The sequence below is a fragment of the Variovorax guangxiensis genome (assembly GCF_003952165.1).
Taxonomy (GTDB): Bacteria; Pseudomonadota; Gammaproteobacteria; order Burkholderiales; family Burkholderiaceae_C; genus Variovorax; species Variovorax guangxiensis.
The window spans coordinates 1-19,092 of record NZ_RXFT01000009.1 but is presented as its reverse complement, the minus strand read 5'-3'; the positions used below and the strand labels follow the sequence as shown (position 1 = coordinate 19,092).

The window sequence follows — 19,092 nt, the reverse complement described above, 5'->3', positions numbered from 1 at the left end:
GTGTCGTTTGCGTCGGCGCCTTGCCTGCCTACTTCGTCGGCCCGCTGCCGCCGCCAACGGCCGTCTGCTTGACGATCGAGCCCATGCTCTCCGGAATCGGGTAGTCGAAGCTCTTCAGGTAGCGTTGGTAGCTGTGGTTCGCAACGTTGCCGGCGATAGGCCGCGGCGTTGTGGAGGCAATCTCGCCGCCGCGCTGCCATGCGAACAGATCATGCGTTGCGTCGCCCACCTGCAGCGGCTCGTAGATGACGTAGTCCTCCTCGTCCATTCCTTCCTGGCCCTGCGCCTGCGCGGGCATCGGCGCGGGTGCGGCTGCGGCACCGGCGGCAGCAGGGGCTTTCTGCTCCTGAGCCTTCGCAGGTGCGGGCTGCGCTTGCTGCTGTGCCTTTACCGTGGGCACGAAGGTCATCAGCGCGGCTGCGATACCGAATGCGGACAGGATGGCCAGACTGTGCGTGGGGACGGCGCGTGCCTGTTCTTGTTCTCTTTTCATTGGGTACCTCGTGAAGCCGGAGTCGGCGAAATGGAAGCCGCGGCATCCGCGGCAGCGGGGTTGAGCTGGCTGGCCGTGCGGATGCCGCCGCTGCCGGACCAACGAGAGGCCTTCAGCATCAGCGGCTGCTGCTGCGGCATTGCCGTGTCTTCGCGCGGCGACTCGGCGGTAGCGGGAAGCGGGCGTACGGCGGCAGCTGGAGGCAGCGTGGCACGGGCTGCTGCGAGAGGCGCCGTGTTACCGGCGCGCAGTTGCTGTGCGGCGTCGCGCACCGCCGTTCGGGCCGCGACGGACATGCGATTGGCTTCCATCAGCCTGTCCGCCTGCTCGCTTTGGCCCGTGACTTCGAGATATAGCGCGAGATTCGACTGGGCCTGGGTGCTGTCGGGGCGCAGCTGCAGCGCCTGCATCAGCGGCAACCGGGCTTCGTCGATCAGTCCGGCGCGCAGGCTGGCATAGCCCAGGTCGCTGAGCAGGGCTGCGTCGGTGGGCGTCAGTCGCTGGGCCTGCTTCAGCAACTGCACGGCTTCGGCGAAGCTGCCGCGCGTGCCGGCCAGGAGGCCGAGGCCGCGGTAGCCGGCGCTTTCGAGCGGCGTGCCGAGGAGGCGTTTGTAGGCCTGTTCGCTCGCAGCGGCCTGTCCGGTCTGGCGCAGCGCATCGGCGCGCATGCGGGTCGACTCGGGCGATATGCCCCAGCGCTGCTCCAGCGCATCGATATGCGCCAGCGAGGCGAACCACAGGCCTTCTTTCTGCATCTGCTCGACGAGCTTGAGATAGGTGGCCTTGGTGTCGACGGATGCACCTGCCTTGGTGTCGGCGGCTGCTTCGGCGGAAGCGCGTTGCTGCGCATCGGCAGCCGCGGCGTACTGGTCCTTGAGCGCGCCGCATCCGGTGATGGCGACGGCGGCCACCACTGCGGCGGCGCAGGCCAGCAGACGGTCGGAGAGACCCGCGCGCCCGGGAAGGTCGAAGGGTGTCATTTGCTGATGGCTCCCAGTGAACGGAATATCGCGATGAAGCCCGGCCCCGCGGTGACGATGACCAGTGCCGGCAGCAGCGTGGTCACCATGACGCCGGTCATCTTCACGGTGATCTTTCCGATGCGTTCCTTCATCTCGGAGCGGCGGCTTTCGCGCAACCGGTCGCTGTAGATGCGTAGCGGCTCCTGCACCGCGCCACCGTGTCTGTCGACCTGCACCAGCAGCGAGACGAGGCCGCGCATGTTCTCGTTCCTGTGCAGCGTTGCGAGGCGATGCAGGGAATGCTCGCGCGTGCGGCCCTGGCTGTACTGCGCGTTGGCAATGGCCAGCTCGAAGCCGAGCACCCGCAGCACATGGCGGAAGTCGGTCGCCATGATCTGCAGGCTCTGGTCCAGGCTCAGACCCACGCCTTGCAACAGCCGCAGCAAGTCGATGAACAGGGGCAGCTCCTGCGCCGCGCGCTCGCGCCGGCCGGCGGCGATGCGGCCGAGCACCCACTTGGGCGCCATGAAGCCGACGGCGGTCGCGGTGGCGAGGACGATGGTGACGGTGCTGCGCACATGCCCGCCGCTCCAGAAGACATAGGCTAGCAGCGGGAGCACGAAGGCAAGCGAGATCCGCGTGACCAGGAAGATGAGCTGCGACCGCTTCGAAGGAAGGCCGCACTGGTCGATGAGGTTGCGGTCTTCGTCCGCCACCAGCGCACGGCCGAGCTTCGAGTCCAGCCAGTGGAAGGGCAGGTCGAGTTCGGGCTTGGGAGGGGCGTCCTGATCCACGGCGAGTTCGACGGCGGACTTCGAGCCCGGATCGGCGGCTCCGGCCGCCTGCCTGATGGCCCGGCCGATGACCTGCCCGCTGCGCGTGCGGCGAAGCTCGGCCGCGATGAGCGCCGCGGCGCCCACCAGCAGGCCCAGCGCCAGCAGAACGATGCTGTAGATGGTCAGTTGGCTGGACGTGAGCGCCGTCATGCTAGCCTCGCCAGACGGTAGAGTAGCGCTGCACCCGTCAGCTGCAGGCCCACCGCGGAAAAGATCAGGATGCGGCCGGTGCCGTCGTTCCACATCCCCATGAAATAGCTCGGATTGGTGAGGATCAGGAAGGCACCAACCGCCACCGGCAGCAGGCCCAGGATCCAGGCCGAAAGACGCGTCTCCGAAGACAGCGCGATCAGTTCCTGCTCGGCCTGCTCGCGGTCGCGCATGAAGTTGCTCACGCGTTCCAACAGCAGGTCGGCGCGGCCGCCGTATCGCACGCCCAGGCCTAGGATGGAGGCGAGCAGGTACATCTCCTCGATGCGCACGTTGTCCGCTGTCTGGTGCAGCGCGCGGTCGAGATCGACGCCCGCGCGCACCAGTGCCGCCGCGCGTTCCAGGTGGCCGCGCAACGGCGCCTGCGTGGTGGCGATCGCGAGCTGGAAAGCCGCCTGTGTGGAGTTGCCGATGGTGATCAGCCGCACCATGGCGTCGATGTAGCCGGGAAGCTGGTGGATCAGCTTGCGGCGGAACTTCTGCAGCTGCAGCCACAGTGCGAAGCTCGTCAGCAGCACCAGAAGGAACAGCACGCCCAGTGCCGCGAGCCATCCGATCAGCAAGCCTACGAGCACGACGATGCCGACGATGGCCGCGAGTGCGAAGGCGATGGTGCGTGGCTCGACCACGCCCACCATCCACCCGGGAATCACTCGTTCGACAAGGCTGATGCGCTCCGGCGCGACGGGGGCTGCGCCGGTGTCCAGCCATGGGTCGGTGGTGAGGCTGGAGGCAAGGCCGTCGCCCGGCATGTCGCGCAGCGGCATTGGAATCGGCGAAGCATCGGCTGCCGAAGCCGCCGCTGACGCCTGAATCTGCTGACTCAGATGCCGCCCCGTCGCCTGCCGCTCCTGCCGGTTCTTCGCCCACTGCCACAGCAGCAGCCCCGCGGCCGCGAGCAGCAGCGCGATGCAGAACGCGACGAGCAGGCCTTCACGCACGGTTGTCTCCTCCATGCTGCGCCGCGCGCTGCAGCGACTGGCGGAAGCGCGTGATCTTGGGCGAATGCGGCGCGATGCCCAGCGACACCCAGCGGTCGCGCTCCTCGCCGTCGGGCGAGACGATCGGTTCGTAGCGGTACAGCTCCTGCATTGCCACCACGTTGTCGTTCACGCCCGTGACCTCGCTCAGCGAGATGATGCGGCGCTGCCCGTTCGACAGCCGTCCGATCTGCACGATGAAGTCGATGGCGTTGGCGATCTGGCGGCGCAGGCTCACCTCGCTGCCCTGGTAGCCGGCGAAGCCCGCGAGCATCTCCAGGCGGTAGAGGCATTCGCGCGGCGAGCTCGCGTGGATGGTGCCCATCGAGCCTTCGTGGCCGGTGTTCATGGCCTGCATCATCTCGATGACTTCGGCGCCGCGCACCTCGCCCACGATGATGCGGTCGGGCCGCATGCGCAGGCTGTTGCGCAGCAGGTCGCGGATCGACACCACGCCCTGGCCGTCGAAGCCGCCGGGGCGGCTTTCGAGCCGCACCACGTGGCTGGTGCCCAGCGAAAGTTCGGCCGTGTCCTCGATGGTGATCACGCGTTCGCGCGCAGGAATGAAGCTGGCGAGTGCGTTGAGCAGCGATGTCTTGCCCGAGCTGGTGCCGCCGCTCACGAGGACGTTGCAGCGCGCGCGCACCGCGATCTCCAGCAGCTGCGCCATGCCCGCGTCGAAGGTGCCCAGCTTCACCAGGTCGGCTGGCGTGAGCGGCTCCTTGCGGAACTTGCGGATCGACACCGACAGGCCGTCGATGGCCAGCGGCTCGATGATGACGTTGATGCGCCCGCCGTCGGGCAGGCGCGCGTCGACCATCGGGTTCGACTCGTCGAGCCGGCGACCCAGCGGCGCCAGGATGCGCCGCACGATGCGCATCACGTGCTCGGAATCGGCGAAGCGCACCGTCTCGCGTTCCAGCACGCCGTGGCGCGACACGTACACGTTCTGGTAGCCGTTGATCAGGATGTCTTCCACGGCCGGGTCGTTGAGCAGGTCTTCCAGCGGCCCGAAGCCGGCGAGCTCCTTGGTGAGCGCGTCGGAGATGAGCTGCATCTCGCGGTCGTTGATCGGCACGCGGCGCAGGCGCACGAAGCTGTCGACCTCCAGTTCGACGAACTGCTGGATCGATGCGCGCGACCAGCGGCCGAACTCCGCGCCCAGTTCCTCGATGCGGCTGAGCAGGTGGTCGTGCGTCCAGCTCTTGATGTCCTGGAACTGCTGGGAGTTGATGAACGCCTGGTCGTCGTCGGCGAATTCGATATCGGTGGACATGGGCTCAACCTTCGTGTGAACTCTTCCAGAGGCCGGTGACCTGCGACATGAGCGCAACCCAGCGTGGATCCTTGGCCGGGGGTTGGCCCGAGGCAGACATGTATTCCTGGTGCAGGCTGCGGGCGAGTCCCGTCACGGCCTGCGAATAGGGGTCGTTGCGCGCGGTGCGCACCAGCATCTCGCCGCGGCTGGCGGCAGCGAGCAGCTGGGCGCTGCGCGCGGGCAGCACATGCCGCAGCGGCAGCTCGAGCCGCTCGGCGATGTCCTTGGCCGACAGGCCGACGTGGCTGTCGAACTTGTTCACCACCAGCGACAGGCGCTCGGTTTCGACGCCGCGCGCGCGCAGCTCCTTGAGCATGTTGGCCGTGGAAACGATGCCGCCGATGCTCTGGTCGCACACCACCCACGCCTGCTGCGCCTCGCGCACGGTCTGGGCCATGAAGTCGATGGTCGAGAAGCCGCCGAGGTCGGCGATCTGGAAGTCGAAGAAGTCGGCCAGGCGTTTGATCAGAGAGACCGAGTCGGCATGCGAGATCTCGCGCACCTGCGCCAGGCTCGCGGGCAGCGGCAGGATGGCCACCCCGCTGGTGTGGTGCGCGAGCGCGGTGTGCAGCAGCGTCTGGTCGAGCCGGCGCAGGTTGCGCACGCCGTCGACGAAGCTGAAGCCGCTTTGCGTGTCGAGGTAGAGCAGGCCGTCGCGCGCGGGCAGGCCCAGGTCGAGCAGGGCCACGCCGTGGCGCGAACTGCGGCCCGGCGGGCGCTGCGGCGCCTGCGTGAGCTGGTCGTTCAGCGCGAGAGACAGGCTGGTGGCCAGCGTGGTCACGCCGAGGCCGGCGCGCGCGCCCAGCAGTGCGAGCGTGCTGCCGCGCGTGCCGCCCTGAAGCGTGCTGCGCCGCTCGAGCAGCGTGCGCAGCGTGACCACGGCGTCGGTAGGCGGCGCGGCCATGTCGATGAAGTCGTCCACGCCCGCGCGCAGCGCCGAGAGCATCGCGGCGGGCTCGGCCGAAACGCCGGTGGCCAGCACCGGCAGAGTGGGCCAGTCGCGCTTCAGGCGCTGGTGGAGCTGGCTCGCGGTGGCGCCCTGGTCGGGCGAGAAGTCGATGAAGACCGCCACCGGCCCCAGCAGGGCGATGCGTTCGTCGATCGACTTCGTGTCCGGCGGCAGGACCACCACGGAGCCGAGGGTGCCGAGCGCGTCGGTCAGCCAGGTGATGTGGCCGCCATTGCTCGACGCGAAGAGATAGGTCTCGCTGCCTGTTTCTGGGATGCTGTCGCGTGGTGCGTTCATGGTGCCAGCCTGCGATGCATGTTCCGGGTCATCGATGTCGGGTCGGTCAGCGGGAGAAGCCGGGCACGGGCGTGTCGATCGCGCCGCCCAGGAAGTACGAGCGCCACACCGCGCCGTCGCGCTGCTCGGCGGTGCCGGGCAGGTAGGGCGTGAGGTCGGTGCCGCGCGCGATGGGCTTGACCAGGTGCGGGGTGACCAGGATCACCAACTCCTTCTCGTTCATCTTGTAGTTGTTCTTGCTGAAGAAGGTGCCGAGGATCGGCAGGTCGCCCAGCAGTGGGACCTTGTCCGCATTCGAGGTGGTGGTGCGGCTTACGAGGCCACCGATGATGAAGCTCTCGCCGTCGCCCAACTCCACCGTGGTATCGGCGCGGCGGGTGGTGATGGCGGGCACGGCGACGCCGTTGAGGCTCAGGGAATTGGTGTAGTCGAGGTCGCTGGCTTCAGGTGCCACCTTCAGCACGATGCGCTCGTTCGAGAGCACCGTGGGCGTGAGCGTGAGGCCGATGCCGAAGGGCTTGTATTCGATGCTGGTGGTGCCCAGGCCCTGCGGCACCGGAATTGGCAGCTCGCCGCCGGCCAGGAAGCTCGCGCTCTGTCCCGACAGCGCCACCAGCGTGGGCTCGGCCAGAACGCGCGCCATACCGTTGCCTTCGAGGAAGCCGACGTTCAGGCCGATGCCGGCCTTGCTGAAGTTGAAGAGAAGACTGAAGGCCTGCGAAAGCGGGTTGTTGTATTCGCCGCTGAGCTGTCCGTTGGAGGCGAAGGTCGCGGACGCCAGCGATGAGGGTGAGAAGACGCCGAAGCTGAACCCGCTCGAGTTGGGACGCGTGCTGAAGATGTTCAGGCCGGCCTGCTTGAGTACGCTCCGGTTGAACTCCACGACCTTCACTTCGACCTGAACGGTGCTGCTGCGCACGTTCACGACCGAGCGGTCGATCAGATCGGCCTTGTCGGCGGCGCTGGCCAACGCGGTGTCGCGCGCTTGCTGGTGGGCGGTCATGCTGTCCATCGATCCGGCCAACGTTGCCGTGCGTCGCCGCACCTCGATGACGTAGCTGGTTGCCGCCGCGCTGCCCTTTTCCCAGACCATCAGCGAGGTACGGCCCGCGGCCTTGCCGGTCACGATCAGCCGTGCCGCGGGCGAGCTCTGCGTCTTGCGCGTGATGGTGACGCCGGCCACCGCCTCGTCGCCGATGGCCATGCGGTCGATGCCCTTGTCGATCACCAGCTCCTGCTGGGTTCCCGCGCTCAGCACGATGGGACGTTGCGGTTGTGTGCGCGCCGGCTGCGCGTCGGCGGCAACCGTTACCGGGGACCAGACGGCTTGTGTCATCGCGCACAGGGCAATCAGGGACGGGCGCAGCAGCCGCGAGGAAGTGTTCATGAGGCTGCGAGTGGCACGTGTCGACTGCTCGCGAGGCGTGGTGTGCATGTGTTGTTTTCCTGGATGGCGGATTCCGGCTGGCTGCCTGCTCAGTAGCTCACGGTCTCGCTGCGTTCGCCGCGAATGACTTCGACCTGAAGCCCGCTTCGCGCGGGACCGGCCGCGCGCGGGGCACCGTTGGTGGCGGCGCGCACTTCGATGGCTTGCGGGCGGACACCCGGGCCCTTGCCGCCGGTGACGAGGTCTGCGGCGGTCAGGCCGGCCTGGGCGCGGTCGAGTCCTTCGAGAGGTGTGCGGCGCGGCTCGCCGGCCTTGGAAACGGACGGCTGCAGGGCGGTGGGCAACTCGGCGAAGAGCTTCGGATCGGGCTCCGACATGTCGGTCGGGTTGCGCAGGGCGAGCATCAGGCGGCCACTGGCGTCGCCGATGGTCAGGCGGTTCACTTCGTCGACAGGCACGGCGAGAACGGCGGTGCGGGCCTGTTCGTTGCGCTGGGCCTGCTGTGCGGCTGCCTTGTCCGGCGACTTGGATTGCAGGCCGTCGACGGAGGCGCTGCCGAAAGCCAGCACGCGCTTGCGTGCGAGCAGCAGTCGCGCCTGGCTGCGATCCACGTCCTTGCCGTCCGACTTGAGCGTGATGAAAACATCCACGAAGTCACCGGGCTGGATCTTGTTGCCTACGCCCATGACCTCGTCGGCCTTGACCGCCACGGCACGCTCGCCTTCGTTGATGCGCAGCGCGAGACCGGAGACCAACTGGTTCTCCATCAGCGGCGTGCCTTCGGCGAGGTCGAGCACCGGAACTCGGCCCGTCGCAACGTTCACGTCTTGGAAGGCGCCAACGGGATTGATCGTCAGCCTTTCCACGCGCAGCGCATCCGCGGGAATGGCCAGGCCGGCAGGCAGGGGCTTGGACGCCACCACGACGGGGTATGTAAGCGTCTGCTGGGTCTTGGCGGGAACGTTCGCCGGGTTGGCGGCTGTCGTCACTGGCACGGGCGCCTGCCGGCTCAGCATCCATGCATAGACGCCCAGCGCGATGGCCAGGAGTACCAGGATGGCTGCGATGATTTTGGAGAAATTGATCATGTGCGGCGGGCTGGAGGGTGAGGGCAAGCGATCATGAAAAATGGGAAATGAATGGCCTGCGGTGACAGAGGCGTATGGCTGCTAACTCTGTCGTCCCCAGAACATCCAGGCCACCGTGGCCAGTGCGAGGTAGGCCCCGTAAGGGATGAAGCGAGCCCGGCTTGGCGATCTGCCGCCAGCGGAGGGGGAGGGCGGGCCCGAAAGGATCAGGGCAAGCCGTGGGAAGAAGGGCCAGCGCTGCAGGGCGAGCCAGAGGGCTCCGTGCAATCCTGCGAACAGACTGGCGATGATCCAGATCGGCACCAAGGCGGACATGCCGACCCAAAGTCCGAGAGCACCAGCGAATTTCACGTCGCCTGCTCCCATGAGCCCCATTGCGTAGAAGAGCAAGAGGAAACCGAAGCCTGATGCGGCGCCTGCGAGTGCTGCTGTCCAGCCGATGCCGAAAGGCTGCGCCCCGAGGCCGAGGATTGCCAGAGCCAGGACAACTCCGGACAGGACCAGCCAGTTGGGAACACGGCGCTTTCGGAAGTCATAGACGGCAACACAGAGCAGCCATAGCAAGCAGGTTAATGCCGGCACTTATTCAAGTCTTTGGGCTATGGTCAGGTAGTTCCCGACTTGGTGGACGTCAGCTTGTCGGTAATGTCTTGGAAGACTTTGGCCAGACGCTTGCCCAGACCGTCTTCTCCAGCCAAAACTGCGACGATAGCAACGGAAATAAGCCCCGCAATAATTCCATATTCAATTGCGGTCGCGCCTTCTTCATCGCGCAAAAAACGAGCAATAGAGCTAAGCATGATTTCCCCTTTCAGGAAGTGTTAACAAAGGCTTGCGAGGTGGATGTTATACAGCGTAACTCCGTGTATCAACAAGGCAAACCCGCAAGACTTTCGTCAGAGTGTGCTAGCCGAAAGGGGTAAAGCAGGATAGCGGCCAGCCTCTTGCCAGCCCGAGCCAGGAGTGGCCTGGTCAGCTGGTTAACGATTAGGAAACGAATTTTTCCCTCTGTAGGCCACATGGCGCCTCCCATGAAGGGGGGATGTGGCGTAACGCCGCGGGGAACGCTCGGAGCGGGGGTGTTACGGGAACAAACCCGTTACGCGTTACGTAGCATGGGGTCCGAAGCCCCAAATGTAACGGTCAAAAAAGGCCCAACTCGTGAGCAAAAAGTCACGAGTTTGAGGGGGTCGCCCCTTCGGCGGGAGGGTTTCGGGCCGGGCTTCAGCCCAGGATTTCTTCGTGGAAGAGCTTCCAGTCGGTACCCTGGCGTAACCAGTACTGGCGACGGGAACGTCCGCTCTTCTCGCCTTCGAACACCTCGCCGAAGGTAACGACCATGGTGTCGTCGCCGTCCTTCCAGTGGAGGTACGACATGTCCTTGAGCTGGACGCGCTTGCCCTGCGCATATTTCACTTCGTCGTCGACGACTGAAATTCCCTCATTGGATTTCTTGCTGCTGCGCTGGAAATCGGGCAAATAGAATTTCTTCAATTGCGCTTCATTTCCGCTGGCGCGGGCGTCTTTCCAGCCGTTGATAGCACTTGTAATTGACTGGGATTCTTTTTCTGCCTGCGGTTGCGAAATCCATTGCAGGCTGCGTGCGGTCACTACCGGGGTGGCGCCGATTTGCACTTTTCGCAATAGCTGCCTGAGGTCGGGGTTTGCCATGACCACGCAGCCGTCGCTCGCCAGCGGCGCCCGGGCGAACTGCTGCGGCGGCGTGCCGTGCAGCCAGATGCCGCCGCCGGTCTTGCCGCGCCGCACGTCGTACGGGTTGGGGTAGTTGATGGGCAGGGCACCCGCGCCGTAGAAGTCCTTCAGCGACTTCGGATCGAGGCTGCTGGTGATGTAGTACACGCCCAGCGGCGTGCGCGCATCGCCTTCGGTGACCTTGTCGGTGCCGGCCTTGCCGACGGAGATGTAGTAGTCGGCCGTGAGCTTCAGGCCCTTGTCCGAGTTCTCGAACAGGTACAGCCGCGAGCGCGATGCGTCCACGGCGATGGCGTAGCGGCTGCGGGTGGACAGCGCCAGGAACTGCGAGGGCACGGTGTTGGCCGGCGGGCGGTCGCGCAGGGCCTGCAGGCGGCGCTTCGATTCCTCGTGCAGTTCGGCCATGGCCGGGTTGCCGCGCATCTTCGCGATGCTGGCGGTGTCGGGCAGCGAGTTCGACGGCGGCAGCTGCGCCGCGAGCAGGTCGCCGTAGACGAGCTGCGCGAGCTGGAAGTTCGGATAGTCGCGCACCAGGTCGCGCGCCTTGGCCAGCGCGGGGCGGGTCTGGCCGCGGCCGAACATCTCGTAGACCGCGATCAGGCGGGCTTCGGCGTTGCTGGCTTCCTGGATGGTGCCTGCGGGCGCAGGCTTGCGCGTGGCCCTGGCGGCGGTCGCCGAAGTCGCGGCCGCTGCAACAACGGCGGTACCGGCCTTCCTGCTTTTGGCGCTGCGGGCTTCCTTCGCTTCCTTGACGGAAGAGGGGCGTCCGGCCGCACCGGCACGCGCCGTGGACCGTGCATTGGCAGCCGGGCCCTTCGCCCTGGTTTTTTCCTTGTGGACGCTGCCGCTTGTCTTGGCCGTCTTGCCGGCGGCGTTCGAAGCCAGCGCGGCACCGGGCGCCGCGAACATCAGTGCGGAAACGGCGGCAAGCGCCGCGAGCAGTTGCTGCCCGCTGCGCAGACGAAAAGGGGGATGCTGAAGCCGGCCCTGCCGGACGATGTCTGCCACTAGCCGCCGACGCTTTCCTTGCGAATGTGCCATTGATTGCCCGAGCGCTGCATCTCCAGCGTCTTGCGGCTCGAAACGTTGAGGTTGTCCGCGCGGTAGATCTGGCGGAACCTGGCCGTCGCGTTCTGGCCGTCGACCTTGATCGCGAGGTTCTCGATGTTCACGCTGATGCTCGACTTGCCGACGATGCGCGCGCGGCGGTCTTCTTCCCAGTTCTTGCGGCTCTGGCCGCCGGCGGGCGTGAAGTCGGGGCCGTAGGCCGCAAGGTAGCGGTCCATGTCCTGGCTGGCCCAGGCCGAGGCCCAGGCGCGCACGGCCGATTCGACTTCGGCATTGGCGGTCGCGCTGGCAGCCGGTGCCGGGGCGGGCGCGGGAGCCGGTGCAGCTTCCGGTGCCTTGGGTGCGGCGGCCACCGGTGCGGGAGCGGCCGCGACCTTGGCGGGCGGCGGCGGAGCGACAGGTGCCGGAGCCGGCGCAGGCGCTGCCTTTGCAACCGGGGCCGGCGCGGGCGCGGCGGCAATCAGCGCGGTCGGCTTGGCGCCGGGTGGCGTCGGCGTGAAGAGCGTGCGGATCACCGCCAGCTTGGGCTGCACGGCCGTGTTGTTCTGGTCGAGCTGCAGCGCCTTGCTGTAGGCCTGGCTCGCGAGCCGGGCGTACACGTCGCCGAGGTTCTCCTGGGCGGTGGCGTAGCTGGGGTTGGTGCGGATCGCGCTTTCCAGCGCGGCGCGGGCCTTGTCGAACTGGTTCTGGCTCGCGTAGATCACCGCGAGGTTGTTGTAGGGCTCGGGCAGTTCGGGCGCATCGAGCGTGAGTTGCGTGAAGGCGGCGATGGCTTCGTTGCGCTTGCCGGTGTCGAGCTGGATCACGCCCTTGAGGAAGCGCATCTGCGGATCACGCGGCTTGTCCTTCAGGAAGGCCTCGGCCTTCGCCATGGCCTCGTCGAGCTTGCCGGCCTGCATGAGCTTGTCGACTTCCTCGTGCTCGATGGCGGCCAGCGCCGGAAGGGCGGCGCCACAGGTGGCCGCGGCCAGGAGCAGGGCGCGCACGGTGGGGGAGATGCTGAAACGGGCGCGTGGCCTGGGGCTCTTGGGCATTGCGGACAAGACCTCGTAGGGGTGGGTGATGCGGCAGGGATTGTAAGTGGGGCGGGTAACCCCCCGATACAGGGATGACGGGGCTTTCGCGGCCTTTAGGCTTGCCCGCAACGCCGCCCGAAGCCCCCGCGCCGGGCGGCCCCGCAGTACAGTGCCGCCGTGGACCGCCTCCAAAGCATTGAAACTTTCGTTCGTGTCGCGCAGACCCAGAGCTTCGCCGAAGCCGCAAGGCAGCTGCGGGTGGCCAATTCGGTCGTCACCACGCGGGTCAAGCAGCTCGAGGAGTTCCTCGGCGCGCCGCTCTTCCATCGCAGCACGCGCGTGGTGCGGCTCAGCGACATGGGCCAGGCCTTCCTGCGCGACTGCACCGAGCTGGTGGCCCGCGCCGACAGCATCGTCGACCAGATGCGCGATGCGCGCGGTACGCCCTCTGGCACGCTGCGCGTGCATGCGCTAACCGGCATGGTGCTGGGACGCTTCGCCTCGCTGCTGCGCGAGTTCCAGTCGACCTACCCCGACATCCACCTGGAACTGATCGTGAGCGACGCCGTGGCCGACCCGGTGAAGGCGGGTGTCGACTGCGCGCTGCAGATCTTTCCCGCGGCCTCGCAGGAGTTGGTGGCCAGGCCGCTCTTTCCGGTGCGGCGGGTGCTGTGCGCCACGCCGGCGTACCTGAAGGCACACGGCACGCCGGCCACGCCGCGCGAACTGCACCGGCACAAGCTGGGCCTCTATTCGGGCTACCCCACGCGCGACCGCTGGACCTTCCACCACGGCGGCGAGCAGACCACCATCTACCTCGCGGCGGCACTGCTGACCAACAGCGTGCACCTGCTGCGCGAATATGCGCTGGAGCATGCGGGCATCGTCTGCCTGCCCACGCTGGTGGCGGGTGACGCCATCGCGCGCGGCGAACTCAGCGTGGTGCTGGCCGAGCACCAGCTGTCGTCGTTCTCGCTGAGCGCGGTGTATGCCGGCACCTCGCGCAATGCGCTGAAGCTGCGCCTTTTCATCGAGCACATCGCCACCCGGTTCACGCGCGTTCCTCCGTGGGATGCGACGTTGATCGAGCGTGGCCTCATCCCGTCGGAGCTCATCGAGTTCAGCCGCACCAGCGGATGACCTAGGTACTCCCCCAGGCTCCGCGCACTTCGTGTCGCTGCGCCAACCCCCTCGCCGGGGGCGACGCCTGCGGCCCGGCGGAGCCGGTTCCGCGGCGTCTCGCGAACAAGTCCTATGACTCGCTCTTGGTGAGCAGGCCGAACCGGGGTAAACCCCAGCGATTATTCGGAAGCTCCGAATAATCCTCTTCCAAACTGGTCCCTACCGGTGCCGCCGCATGGCTCCTAGAGTTCGCTCACCCAAGGAGACAAGCCATGACAGCCGCCAAATCCACCGCCACCTACAAGACCCGCTTCGGATCCCTCAAGCACTTCGAGAAGGGCCACGTCGAACCCATCGACGACGACGTGCGCCACTACGCCTTTTCCAACTGCTTCGAGATCGCGAGCCTCAGCAAGCCGTACGAGAAGGTCGTGTTCGGCCAGAACCAGATCTACGTGCTGGAGACGCTGCGCGCCGAAGGCGCCTCGCCCTGGTACACCTGCGCGCACGACGAGTTCGCGCTGGTGATGGACGGCGACGTCGAGGTGCACCTGGTGCAGCTCGACGAGAGCCAGGCGGTGGCCGACAAGGACAAGAACGGCGCCGTGCTAGTGAAGGGCGAGCCCAGGGGAAAGAAGATGGGCTGGATGAAGCTCTCGCGCGGCCACCAGGGGCTGCTGCCGAAGAACACCGCCTACCAGTTCCGCAATGCCGGCGAGCCGGGCGTGATCGTGCTGCAGAGCTGCAAGGGCGATCTCTCCGTGGAGAAGTGGGCCGACATCTGCCAGGCACATTGACTCGCCCCCAGGCTTCGCGCACTTCGTGTCGCTACGCCAACCCCCTACCGGGGGCAACACCTGCGGCCCGGCAAAGCCGGTTCCGCGGTGTTCCACGAAGGATGCAGGCCACCTGTTCAGACCAGACAAGGAAAACACCATGAACGCACCCGCAGAACTCGCCAAGGTGATCGCGTCGCAGCCCGACGCCACGCTCGGCTACAAGGACTTCTCGCTCGGCAGCTTCAGCTTCCGCCGCGACGAGTATTTCGTGCACATCGGCTGGAAGACCCGCGACGGCCGACCCATGAGCCACACCATGGACGCCGGCAGCTACCTGCGCGCGCTGATGCGCGACGTGGCGTGGGGCTTCTTCTACGGCTGGGTCAACTTCGACGACGTGTTCGGCACCGTCAACCACTACGAGTCGGTCGACCTGTACGCCGGCAGCTTCAACGGCACCATGAAGGAAGCGGGCATCGACCTGCTGGAGAACTTCCCGACCGCGCAGATCCGCGCCACCTTCGAGGCCATGCTCGACGACTGGACCAACGAGAGCTTCGACCCCTTCGCCGCGCCGCAGGAAACCGGCTCGCCCTACGGCCGCAAGAACGGCAACAACACCGCCAAGATCACCAGGGCGCGCGAGCTGGCCAAGCGCTGCGTGGGCCTGAAGGGCGACCTCGACCTGCGCAGCGACGAGCGCGGCGCACCGGTCAACCGCGCTTTTGCCGACGTGCCGCAGGGCCAGCCCGAACTGCACCCCGAGCCCGGCTTCGAGAACGAGGTGCACGCCTTCAATCTCTTCGGCTTCCTGAGCCGCTCGCAGGTCACCTGGAACCCGAGCTTCACCTCGGTGGTGAAGCACAGCTACATGTGCCCGACCACCGAGGAACACATCCTGCCGATCATCCACGGCAACGACCGCGTCGAGTGGTTCTTCCAGATGACCGACGAGATCCACTGGGACTGCGGCGACAAGAACACCGGCAGGCCCATGGCCCGCGTGATCATGAAGGCCGGCGACATGGCCGCCATGCCCGCCTACTGCCGCCACCAGGGCTTCAGTCCCAAGCGCTCGATGCTGCTGGTGTGGGAGAACGGCTCGCCCAGCCTGGTCTACGAGATCCAGAAGGGCGAGTCGCCCGAGATTCCGGTCCAGTTCTGAATGGCCCCCTCTCCCGCGAGCGGGAGAGGGCTGGGGTGAGGGTCGCCGCTGCGCCCTGAACGCCCCCTCACCCCGACCCTCTCCACAAGGGGAGAGGGAGGAATGCAAAGACATGAACCCCAATGACATCGCCGCTTCGGCAGGCCTGCGCACGCCCATCCGCCGCCAGCTCTTCATCGACGGCCGCTTCGTCGACGCCGAGTCCGGCGAGACCCTCGCCACGCTGAACCCGCACGACAACACGCCCATCGTCGACGTGGCGCTCGCCGGCAAGGCCGACGTCGACAAGGCCGTGGCCGCGGCGAAGCGTGCCTTTCCGAAGTGGAGCCGCATGGCCGCCGCCGATCGCGGCCGCATCCTGCTGAAGCTGGCCGACCTCATCGAGGCCAATGCCGAGGAGCTCGCGCGCCTCGAATCGCTGGACACCGGCCACCCGATCCGCGATTCGCGCCGCCTCGACGTGCCGCGCACCGCGGCGTGCTTCCGTTACTTCGGTGGCATGGCCGACAAGTTCCAGGGCGAGACCATCCCGGTGGAAGAGGGCTTCCTCAACTACACGCTGCGCGAGCCCGTGGGCATCGTCGGCCAGGTGGTGCCGTGGAACTTCCCGCTGATGTTCACCAGCTGGAAGATGGCGCCCGCGCTCGCGGCTGGCAACTGCATCGTGATGAAGCCGGCGGAGATCACGCCGCTGAGTTCGCTGCGCATCGCCGAGCTGATGGCCGAGGCCGGCCTGCCGCCCGGCGTGGTCAACATGCTGCCGGGGCTGGGCAGCGTGGCGGGCCAGTACATCGCCGAGCATCCGGAGATCGCCAAGATCGCCTTCACGGGCAGCACAGCCACCGGCCGGCGCATCGTGCAGGCCAGCGCCGGCAACCTGAAGAAGGTGCAGCTGGAGCTCGGCGGCAAGGGGCCGAACATCGTCTTCGAGGACGCGAACCTGCAGGCGGCGGTCAACGGCAGCGCATGGGCCATCTTCCACAACCAGGGGCAGGCCTGCATCGCGGGCTCGCGGCTGATGCTGCACGAGAAGATCGCCGACGAATTCCTCGCGCAGTTCATTCCGCTCGCGAAGTCGATCCGCCTGGGCAACCCGCTGGACGACGCGACCGAGATGGGCCCGCTCACCAGCGCGCAGCACCGCGAGCGCGTGCTGAGCTATGTCGACGTGGCGCTGGGCGAAGGCGGTGAGTTGCTGGCGGGCGGCAGGTCGCCCGGAGGCGACTTGGCCAAAGGCTGCTACGTGGAACCCACCGTGATGCGAGCGAAGTCGTACAAGGACCGCGTTGCGCAGGAAGAAGTCTTCGGCCCCTTCGTCACCGTGCTCACTTTCAAGTCGGACGAGGAGGCGATGCAGATCGCCAACGGCACCGACTACGGCCTGGGCAGCGGCCTGTGGACCCGCGACCTGCAGCGCGCCCACAAGGTGGCGCGCGACCTGCACGCCGGCATGGTCTGGATCAACAGCTACAAGCGCGTGAACCCCGGCTCGCCCTTCGGCGGCGTCGGCCAGAGCGGCTACGGCCGCGAAATGGGCTTCGACGCGATGCGCGAGTACACGCAGGTCAAGAGCGTGTGGGTGAACGTCGACGCGCAGATACCGCCGCACTTCGCGCGCTGACCCCCTGAAGCGGCGGCAAGAAGAAAACGACAGAAGAAACGGAGACAACCATGGCATTCAACCGCAGACAGTTCACGCAGGCCTCGGCCGCGCTGGTGGCATCGGGCGCGGCACCGCTGGTGTTCGCGGCCGACACGCTGAAGATCGGCTACGTGTCGCCGCAGACCGGGCCGCTCGCGCCCTTCGGCGAGGCCGACAAGTGGGTCATCGACCAGATGAAGGCGGCGTTCAAGGACGGCATCAGCGTCGGCGGAAAGAAGTACGCGGTGCAGATCGTGCTGAAGGACAGCCAGTCGAACCCCAACCGCGCGGGCGAGGTGGCGAACGACCTGATCCTGAAGGACAAGGTCGCGCTGGTGCTCACGGCCGGCACGCCGGAGACCGCCAATCCGGTGAGCGACGCCTGCGAACTCAACGAGGTGCCCTGCATCTCCAGCGTGGTGCCGTGGCAGCCGTGGTTCTTCGGCCGCAAGGGCGACCCGGCGAAAGGCTTCAACTGGACGTACCACATGTTCTGGGGCCTGGAGGACGTCATCGCCAATTTCACCAACGGCTGGAAGACGCTCGCCACCAACAAGAAGGTGGGCGGCCTGTTCCCGAACGACGGCGACGGCAACGCCTGGGGCGACAAGGAGCTGGGCTTTCCCAAGCCGCTCTCGCAGATGGGTTTCACGCTCACCGACCCGGGCCGCTTCCAGAACGGCACGCAGGACTTCAGCGCGCAGATCGCGGCCTTCAAGAAGGAGGGCGTGGAGATCGTCACCGGCGTGGTGATTCCGCCCGACGCCAAGACCTTCCTCACGCAGGCGCGGCAGCAGGGCTTCAAGCCCAAGGTCATCACGCTGGGCAAGGCGCTGCTGTTCCCCGGCGCCATCGAGGCGCTGGGCGACCTGGGCGACGGCCTCTCGACCGAGGTGTGGTGGAGCCCTTCGCACCCGTTCACCTCGAGCCTCACGCAGCAGAGCGCGAAAGCGCTGGCCGAGGCTTACGAGGCCGGCACGAAGAAGCAGTGGACCCAGCCCATCGGCTTCGCGCATGCGCTCTTCGAGGTGGCGGCGAATTCGCTGGGCCGTGCGAAGTCGCTGAAGGCTTCGGACGTGCGCGACGCGGTGGCATCGACTGCGATCAACTCGGTGGTCGGGCCGGTGAAGTGGGGCGGGCAGGGGCCGTTCAAGAATGTCAGCAAGACGCCGCTGGTGCTCGGCCAGTGGGGCAAGGGCAGCAAGTACAAGGTGGAGCTGACCATCGTGAACAACGAGGCGGCGACGAACATTCCCACCGGCGGCAAGCTGCGGCCGCTGTGAACCCGGGAACGCCATGACGCTGCTGGCACTGCATGCCGTGAGCAAGTCCTACGGCGCGCTCAAGGTCACCGACGACATCACGCTCGCGGTGGCCGAGGGCGAGACGCTGGGCATCCTCGGGCCCAACGGCGCGGGCAAGACCACGCTGTTCAACCTGATCTCGGGCGACGTGCGCGTCGACGCCGGGCGCGTGGAATATGCCGGCCGCGACGTGACGCGGCTGAAGCCGCACCAGCGCTGCCATGCCGGCATCGGCCGCAGCTACCAGGTGCCGCAGCCCTTCGGCAACATGAGCGTGTTCGAGAACCTCGTGACCGCCGCCTGCTTCGGCGGGCAGCAGACGGAGCGCGAGGCCTGGGGCACTGCGCACGAGGTGCTGGAGCAGACGGGCCTGATGGCGCATGCGAACAAGCCGGCGGGCGGCCTGACCCTGCTCGACCGCAAGCGGCTGGAGCTGGCGCGCGCGCTGGCGACGCGGCCCAAGCTGCTGCTGCTCGACGAGATCGCGGGCGGCCTCACGGAGCCCGAGGCCGCGGTGCTGGTCGGCGAGCTCAAGCGCATCAAGGCGCGCGGCGTGACGATGATCTGGATCGAGCATGTCGTGCATGCGCTGCTGTCGCTGGCGGACCGGTTGTTCGTCATCAACTTCGGGCAGAAGCTGGCGGAGGGGGCGCCGCGAGCGGTGATGGGCGATCCGGAGGTGAGGCGGGTCTACATGGGGATGGAAGCATGAGCGCAATCGCCTGTCTTCAGACTTGTTCCCTCTCCCGCATGCGGGAGAGGG

Annotated in this window: 18 protein-coding genes; 6 read left to right on the top strand and 12 right to left on the bottom strand. The window is 67.0% G+C overall.

The genetic code is table 11. From position 1 onward, the window contains the following. Positions 1-28: 28 nt before the first annotated feature. From EJP67_RS20520 to EJP67_RS20465, 12 genes are all read right to left on the bottom strand, one after another. A complete protein-coding gene (locus tag EJP67_RS20520; protein WP_126023562.1) occupies positions 29-493 on the bottom strand; it encodes a DUF3613 domain-containing protein in 465 nt (154 codons plus the stop codon). Next, positions 490-1,473, bottom strand: coding sequence for a tetratricopeptide repeat protein (locus EJP67_RS20515; protein WP_126023561.1), 984 nt, complete (start codon positions 1,471-1,473; stop codon positions 490-492). The genes EJP67_RS20520 and EJP67_RS20515 overlap by 4 nt, the downstream gene beginning before the upstream one ends. Next, entirely contained in the window at positions 1,470-2,441 is a 972-nt protein-coding gene (locus EJP67_RS20510) for a type II secretion system F family protein (protein ID WP_126023560.1), read from the bottom strand. Before EJP67_RS20510 ends, EJP67_RS20515 begins: the two co-directional genes overlap by 4 nt. Then, entirely contained in the window at positions 2,438-3,442 is a 1,005-nt protein-coding gene (locus EJP67_RS20505) for a type II secretion system F family protein (protein WP_240650729.1), read from the bottom strand. The genes EJP67_RS20510 and EJP67_RS20505 overlap by 4 nt, the downstream gene beginning before the upstream one ends. Beyond that, positions 3,435-4,757, bottom strand: coding sequence for a TadA family conjugal transfer-associated ATPase (locus EJP67_RS20500; protein ID WP_126023558.1), 1,323 nt, complete (start codon positions 4,755-4,757; stop codon positions 3,435-3,437). Before EJP67_RS20500 ends, EJP67_RS20505 begins: the two co-directional genes overlap by 8 nt. A gap of 4 nt (positions 4,758-4,761) precedes the next feature. Continuing rightward, entirely contained in the window at positions 4,762-6,045 is a 1,284-nt protein-coding gene (locus tag EJP67_RS20495) for a CpaE/TadZ family protein (RefSeq protein WP_126023557.1), read from the bottom strand. A 46-nt stretch (positions 6,046-6,091) separates the two neighbouring features. Continuing rightward, positions 6,092-7,480 (bottom strand): type II and III secretion system protein family protein, encoded by a 1,389-nt coding sequence (locus EJP67_RS20490; protein WP_126023556.1) that lies wholly within the window; start codon positions 7,478-7,480, stop codon positions 6,092-6,094. A gap of 41 nt (positions 7,481-7,521) precedes the next feature. Next, a complete protein-coding gene (cpaB, locus tag EJP67_RS20485; protein ID WP_126023555.1) occupies positions 7,522-8,520 on the bottom strand; it encodes a Flp pilus assembly protein CpaB in 999 nt (332 codons plus the stop codon). A gap of 81 nt (positions 8,521-8,601) precedes the next feature. Then, a complete protein-coding gene (locus EJP67_RS20480; protein WP_240650728.1) occupies positions 8,602-9,084 on the bottom strand; it encodes an A24 family peptidase in 483 nt (160 codons plus the stop codon). Positions 9,085-9,125: 41 nt separating this feature from the next. Next, on the bottom strand, positions 9,126-9,320 hold the full coding sequence (locus tag EJP67_RS20475) for a Flp family type IVb pilin (RefSeq protein WP_126023553.1): 195 nt from the start codon (positions 9,318-9,320) through the stop codon (positions 9,126-9,128). A gap of 424 nt (positions 9,321-9,744) precedes the next feature. Further along, positions 9,745-11,274 carry a L,D-transpeptidase family protein gene (locus tag EJP67_RS20470; RefSeq protein ID WP_126023552.1) on the bottom strand — a complete coding sequence of 510 codons (1,530 nt, stop codon included), beginning with the start codon at positions 11,272-11,274 and terminating at the stop codon, positions 9,745-9,747. Next, positions 11,241-12,335 carry a nuclear transport factor 2 family protein gene (locus EJP67_RS20465; protein ID WP_126023551.1) on the bottom strand — a complete coding sequence of 365 codons (1,095 nt, stop codon included), beginning with the start codon at positions 12,333-12,335 and terminating at the stop codon, positions 11,241-11,243. Before EJP67_RS20465 ends, EJP67_RS20470 begins: the two co-directional genes overlap by 34 nt. A gap of 159 nt (positions 12,336-12,494) precedes the next feature. Here EJP67_RS20465 and EJP67_RS20460 point away from each other — a divergent pair, with 159 nt between their 5' ends. The 6 genes from EJP67_RS20460 to EJP67_RS20435 all read left to right on the top strand — a co-directional run bounded on the left by EJP67_RS20460 (position 12,495) and on the right by EJP67_RS20435 (position 19,041). After that, a complete protein-coding gene (locus EJP67_RS20460) occupies positions 12,495-13,457 on the top strand; it encodes a LysR family transcriptional regulator (RefSeq protein WP_126023550.1) in 963 nt (320 codons plus the stop codon). Between the two features lie 254 nt (positions 13,458-13,711). Beyond that, positions 13,712-14,236 carry a cupin domain-containing protein gene (locus tag EJP67_RS20455; RefSeq protein ID WP_126023549.1) on the top strand — a complete coding sequence of 175 codons (525 nt, stop codon included), beginning with the start codon at positions 13,712-13,714 and terminating at the stop codon, positions 14,234-14,236. Positions 14,237-14,375: 139 nt separating this feature from the next. Beyond that, positions 14,376-15,383, top strand: a complete 1,008-nt coding sequence (locus EJP67_RS20450; RefSeq protein ID WP_126023548.1) for a hydroxyquinol 1,2-dioxygenase — start codon at positions 14,376-14,378, stop codon at positions 15,381-15,383. A 157-nt stretch (positions 15,384-15,540) separates the two neighbouring features. Then, entirely contained in the window at positions 15,541-17,004 is a 1,464-nt protein-coding gene (locus EJP67_RS20445; RefSeq protein WP_126023805.1) for an aldehyde dehydrogenase family protein, read from the top strand. Positions 17,005-17,054: 50 nt separating this feature from the next. After that, positions 17,055-18,308: an ABC transporter substrate-binding protein gene (locus EJP67_RS20440; protein WP_126023547.1), complete on the top strand. Its 1,254-nt coding sequence runs from the start codon at positions 17,055-17,057 to the stop codon at positions 18,306-18,308. A gap of 13 nt (positions 18,309-18,321) precedes the next feature. Next, the gene (locus EJP67_RS20435; protein ID WP_126023546.1) at positions 18,322-19,041 is read left to right on the top strand and encodes an ABC transporter ATP-binding protein; all 720 of its coding nucleotides are present in this window, start codon (positions 18,322-18,324) and stop codon (positions 19,039-19,041) included. Positions 19,042-19,092: the final 51 nt, after the last annotated feature.

Coding starts and splice junctions, on each gene's coding strand:
- EJP67_RS20520 (WP_126023562.1), bottom strand. CDS start 493: ATGAAAAGAGAACAAGAACAGGCACGCGCCGTCCCCACGCACAGTCTG.
- EJP67_RS20515 (WP_126023561.1), bottom strand. CDS start 1,473: ATGACACCCTTCGACCTTCCCGGGCGCGCGGGTCTCTCCGACCGTCTG.
- EJP67_RS20510 (WP_126023560.1), bottom strand. CDS start 2,441: ATGACGGCGCTCACGTCCAGCCAACTGACCATCTACAGCATCGTTCTG.
- EJP67_RS20500 (WP_126023558.1), bottom strand. CDS start 4,757: ATGTCCACCGATATCGAATTCGCCGACGACGACCAGGCGTTCATCAAC.
- EJP67_RS20495 (WP_126023557.1), bottom strand. CDS start 6,045: ATGAACGCACCACGCGACAGCATCCCAGAAACAGGCAGCGAGACCTAT.
- EJP67_RS20490 (WP_126023556.1), bottom strand. CDS start 7,480: ATGCACACCACGCCTCGCGAGCAGTCGACACGTGCCACTCGCAGCCTC.
- cpaB (WP_126023555.1), bottom strand. CDS start 8,520: ATGATCAATTTCTCCAAAATCATCGCAGCCATCCTGGTACTCCTGGCC.
- EJP67_RS20475 (WP_126023553.1), bottom strand. CDS start 9,320: ATGCTTAGCTCTATTGCTCGTTTTTTGCGCGATGAAGAAGGCGCGACC.
- EJP67_RS20470 (WP_126023552.1), bottom strand. CDS start 11,274: ATGGCACATTCGCAAGGAAAGCGTCGGCGGCTAGTGGCAGACATCGTC.
- EJP67_RS20465 (WP_126023551.1), bottom strand. CDS start 12,335: ATGCCCAAGAGCCCCAGGCCACGCGCCCGTTTCAGCATCTCCCCCACC.
- EJP67_RS20455 (WP_126023549.1), top strand. CDS start 13,712: ATGACAGCCGCCAAATCCACCGCCACCTACAAGACCCGCTTCGGATCC.
- EJP67_RS20450 (WP_126023548.1), top strand. CDS start 14,376: ATGAACGCACCCGCAGAACTCGCCAAGGTGATCGCGTCGCAGCCCGAC.
- EJP67_RS20440 (WP_126023547.1), top strand. CDS start 17,055: ATGGCATTCAACCGCAGACAGTTCACGCAGGCCTCGGCCGCGCTGGTG.
- EJP67_RS20435 (WP_126023546.1), top strand. CDS start 18,322: ATGACGCTGCTGGCACTGCATGCCGTGAGCAAGTCCTACGGCGCGCTC.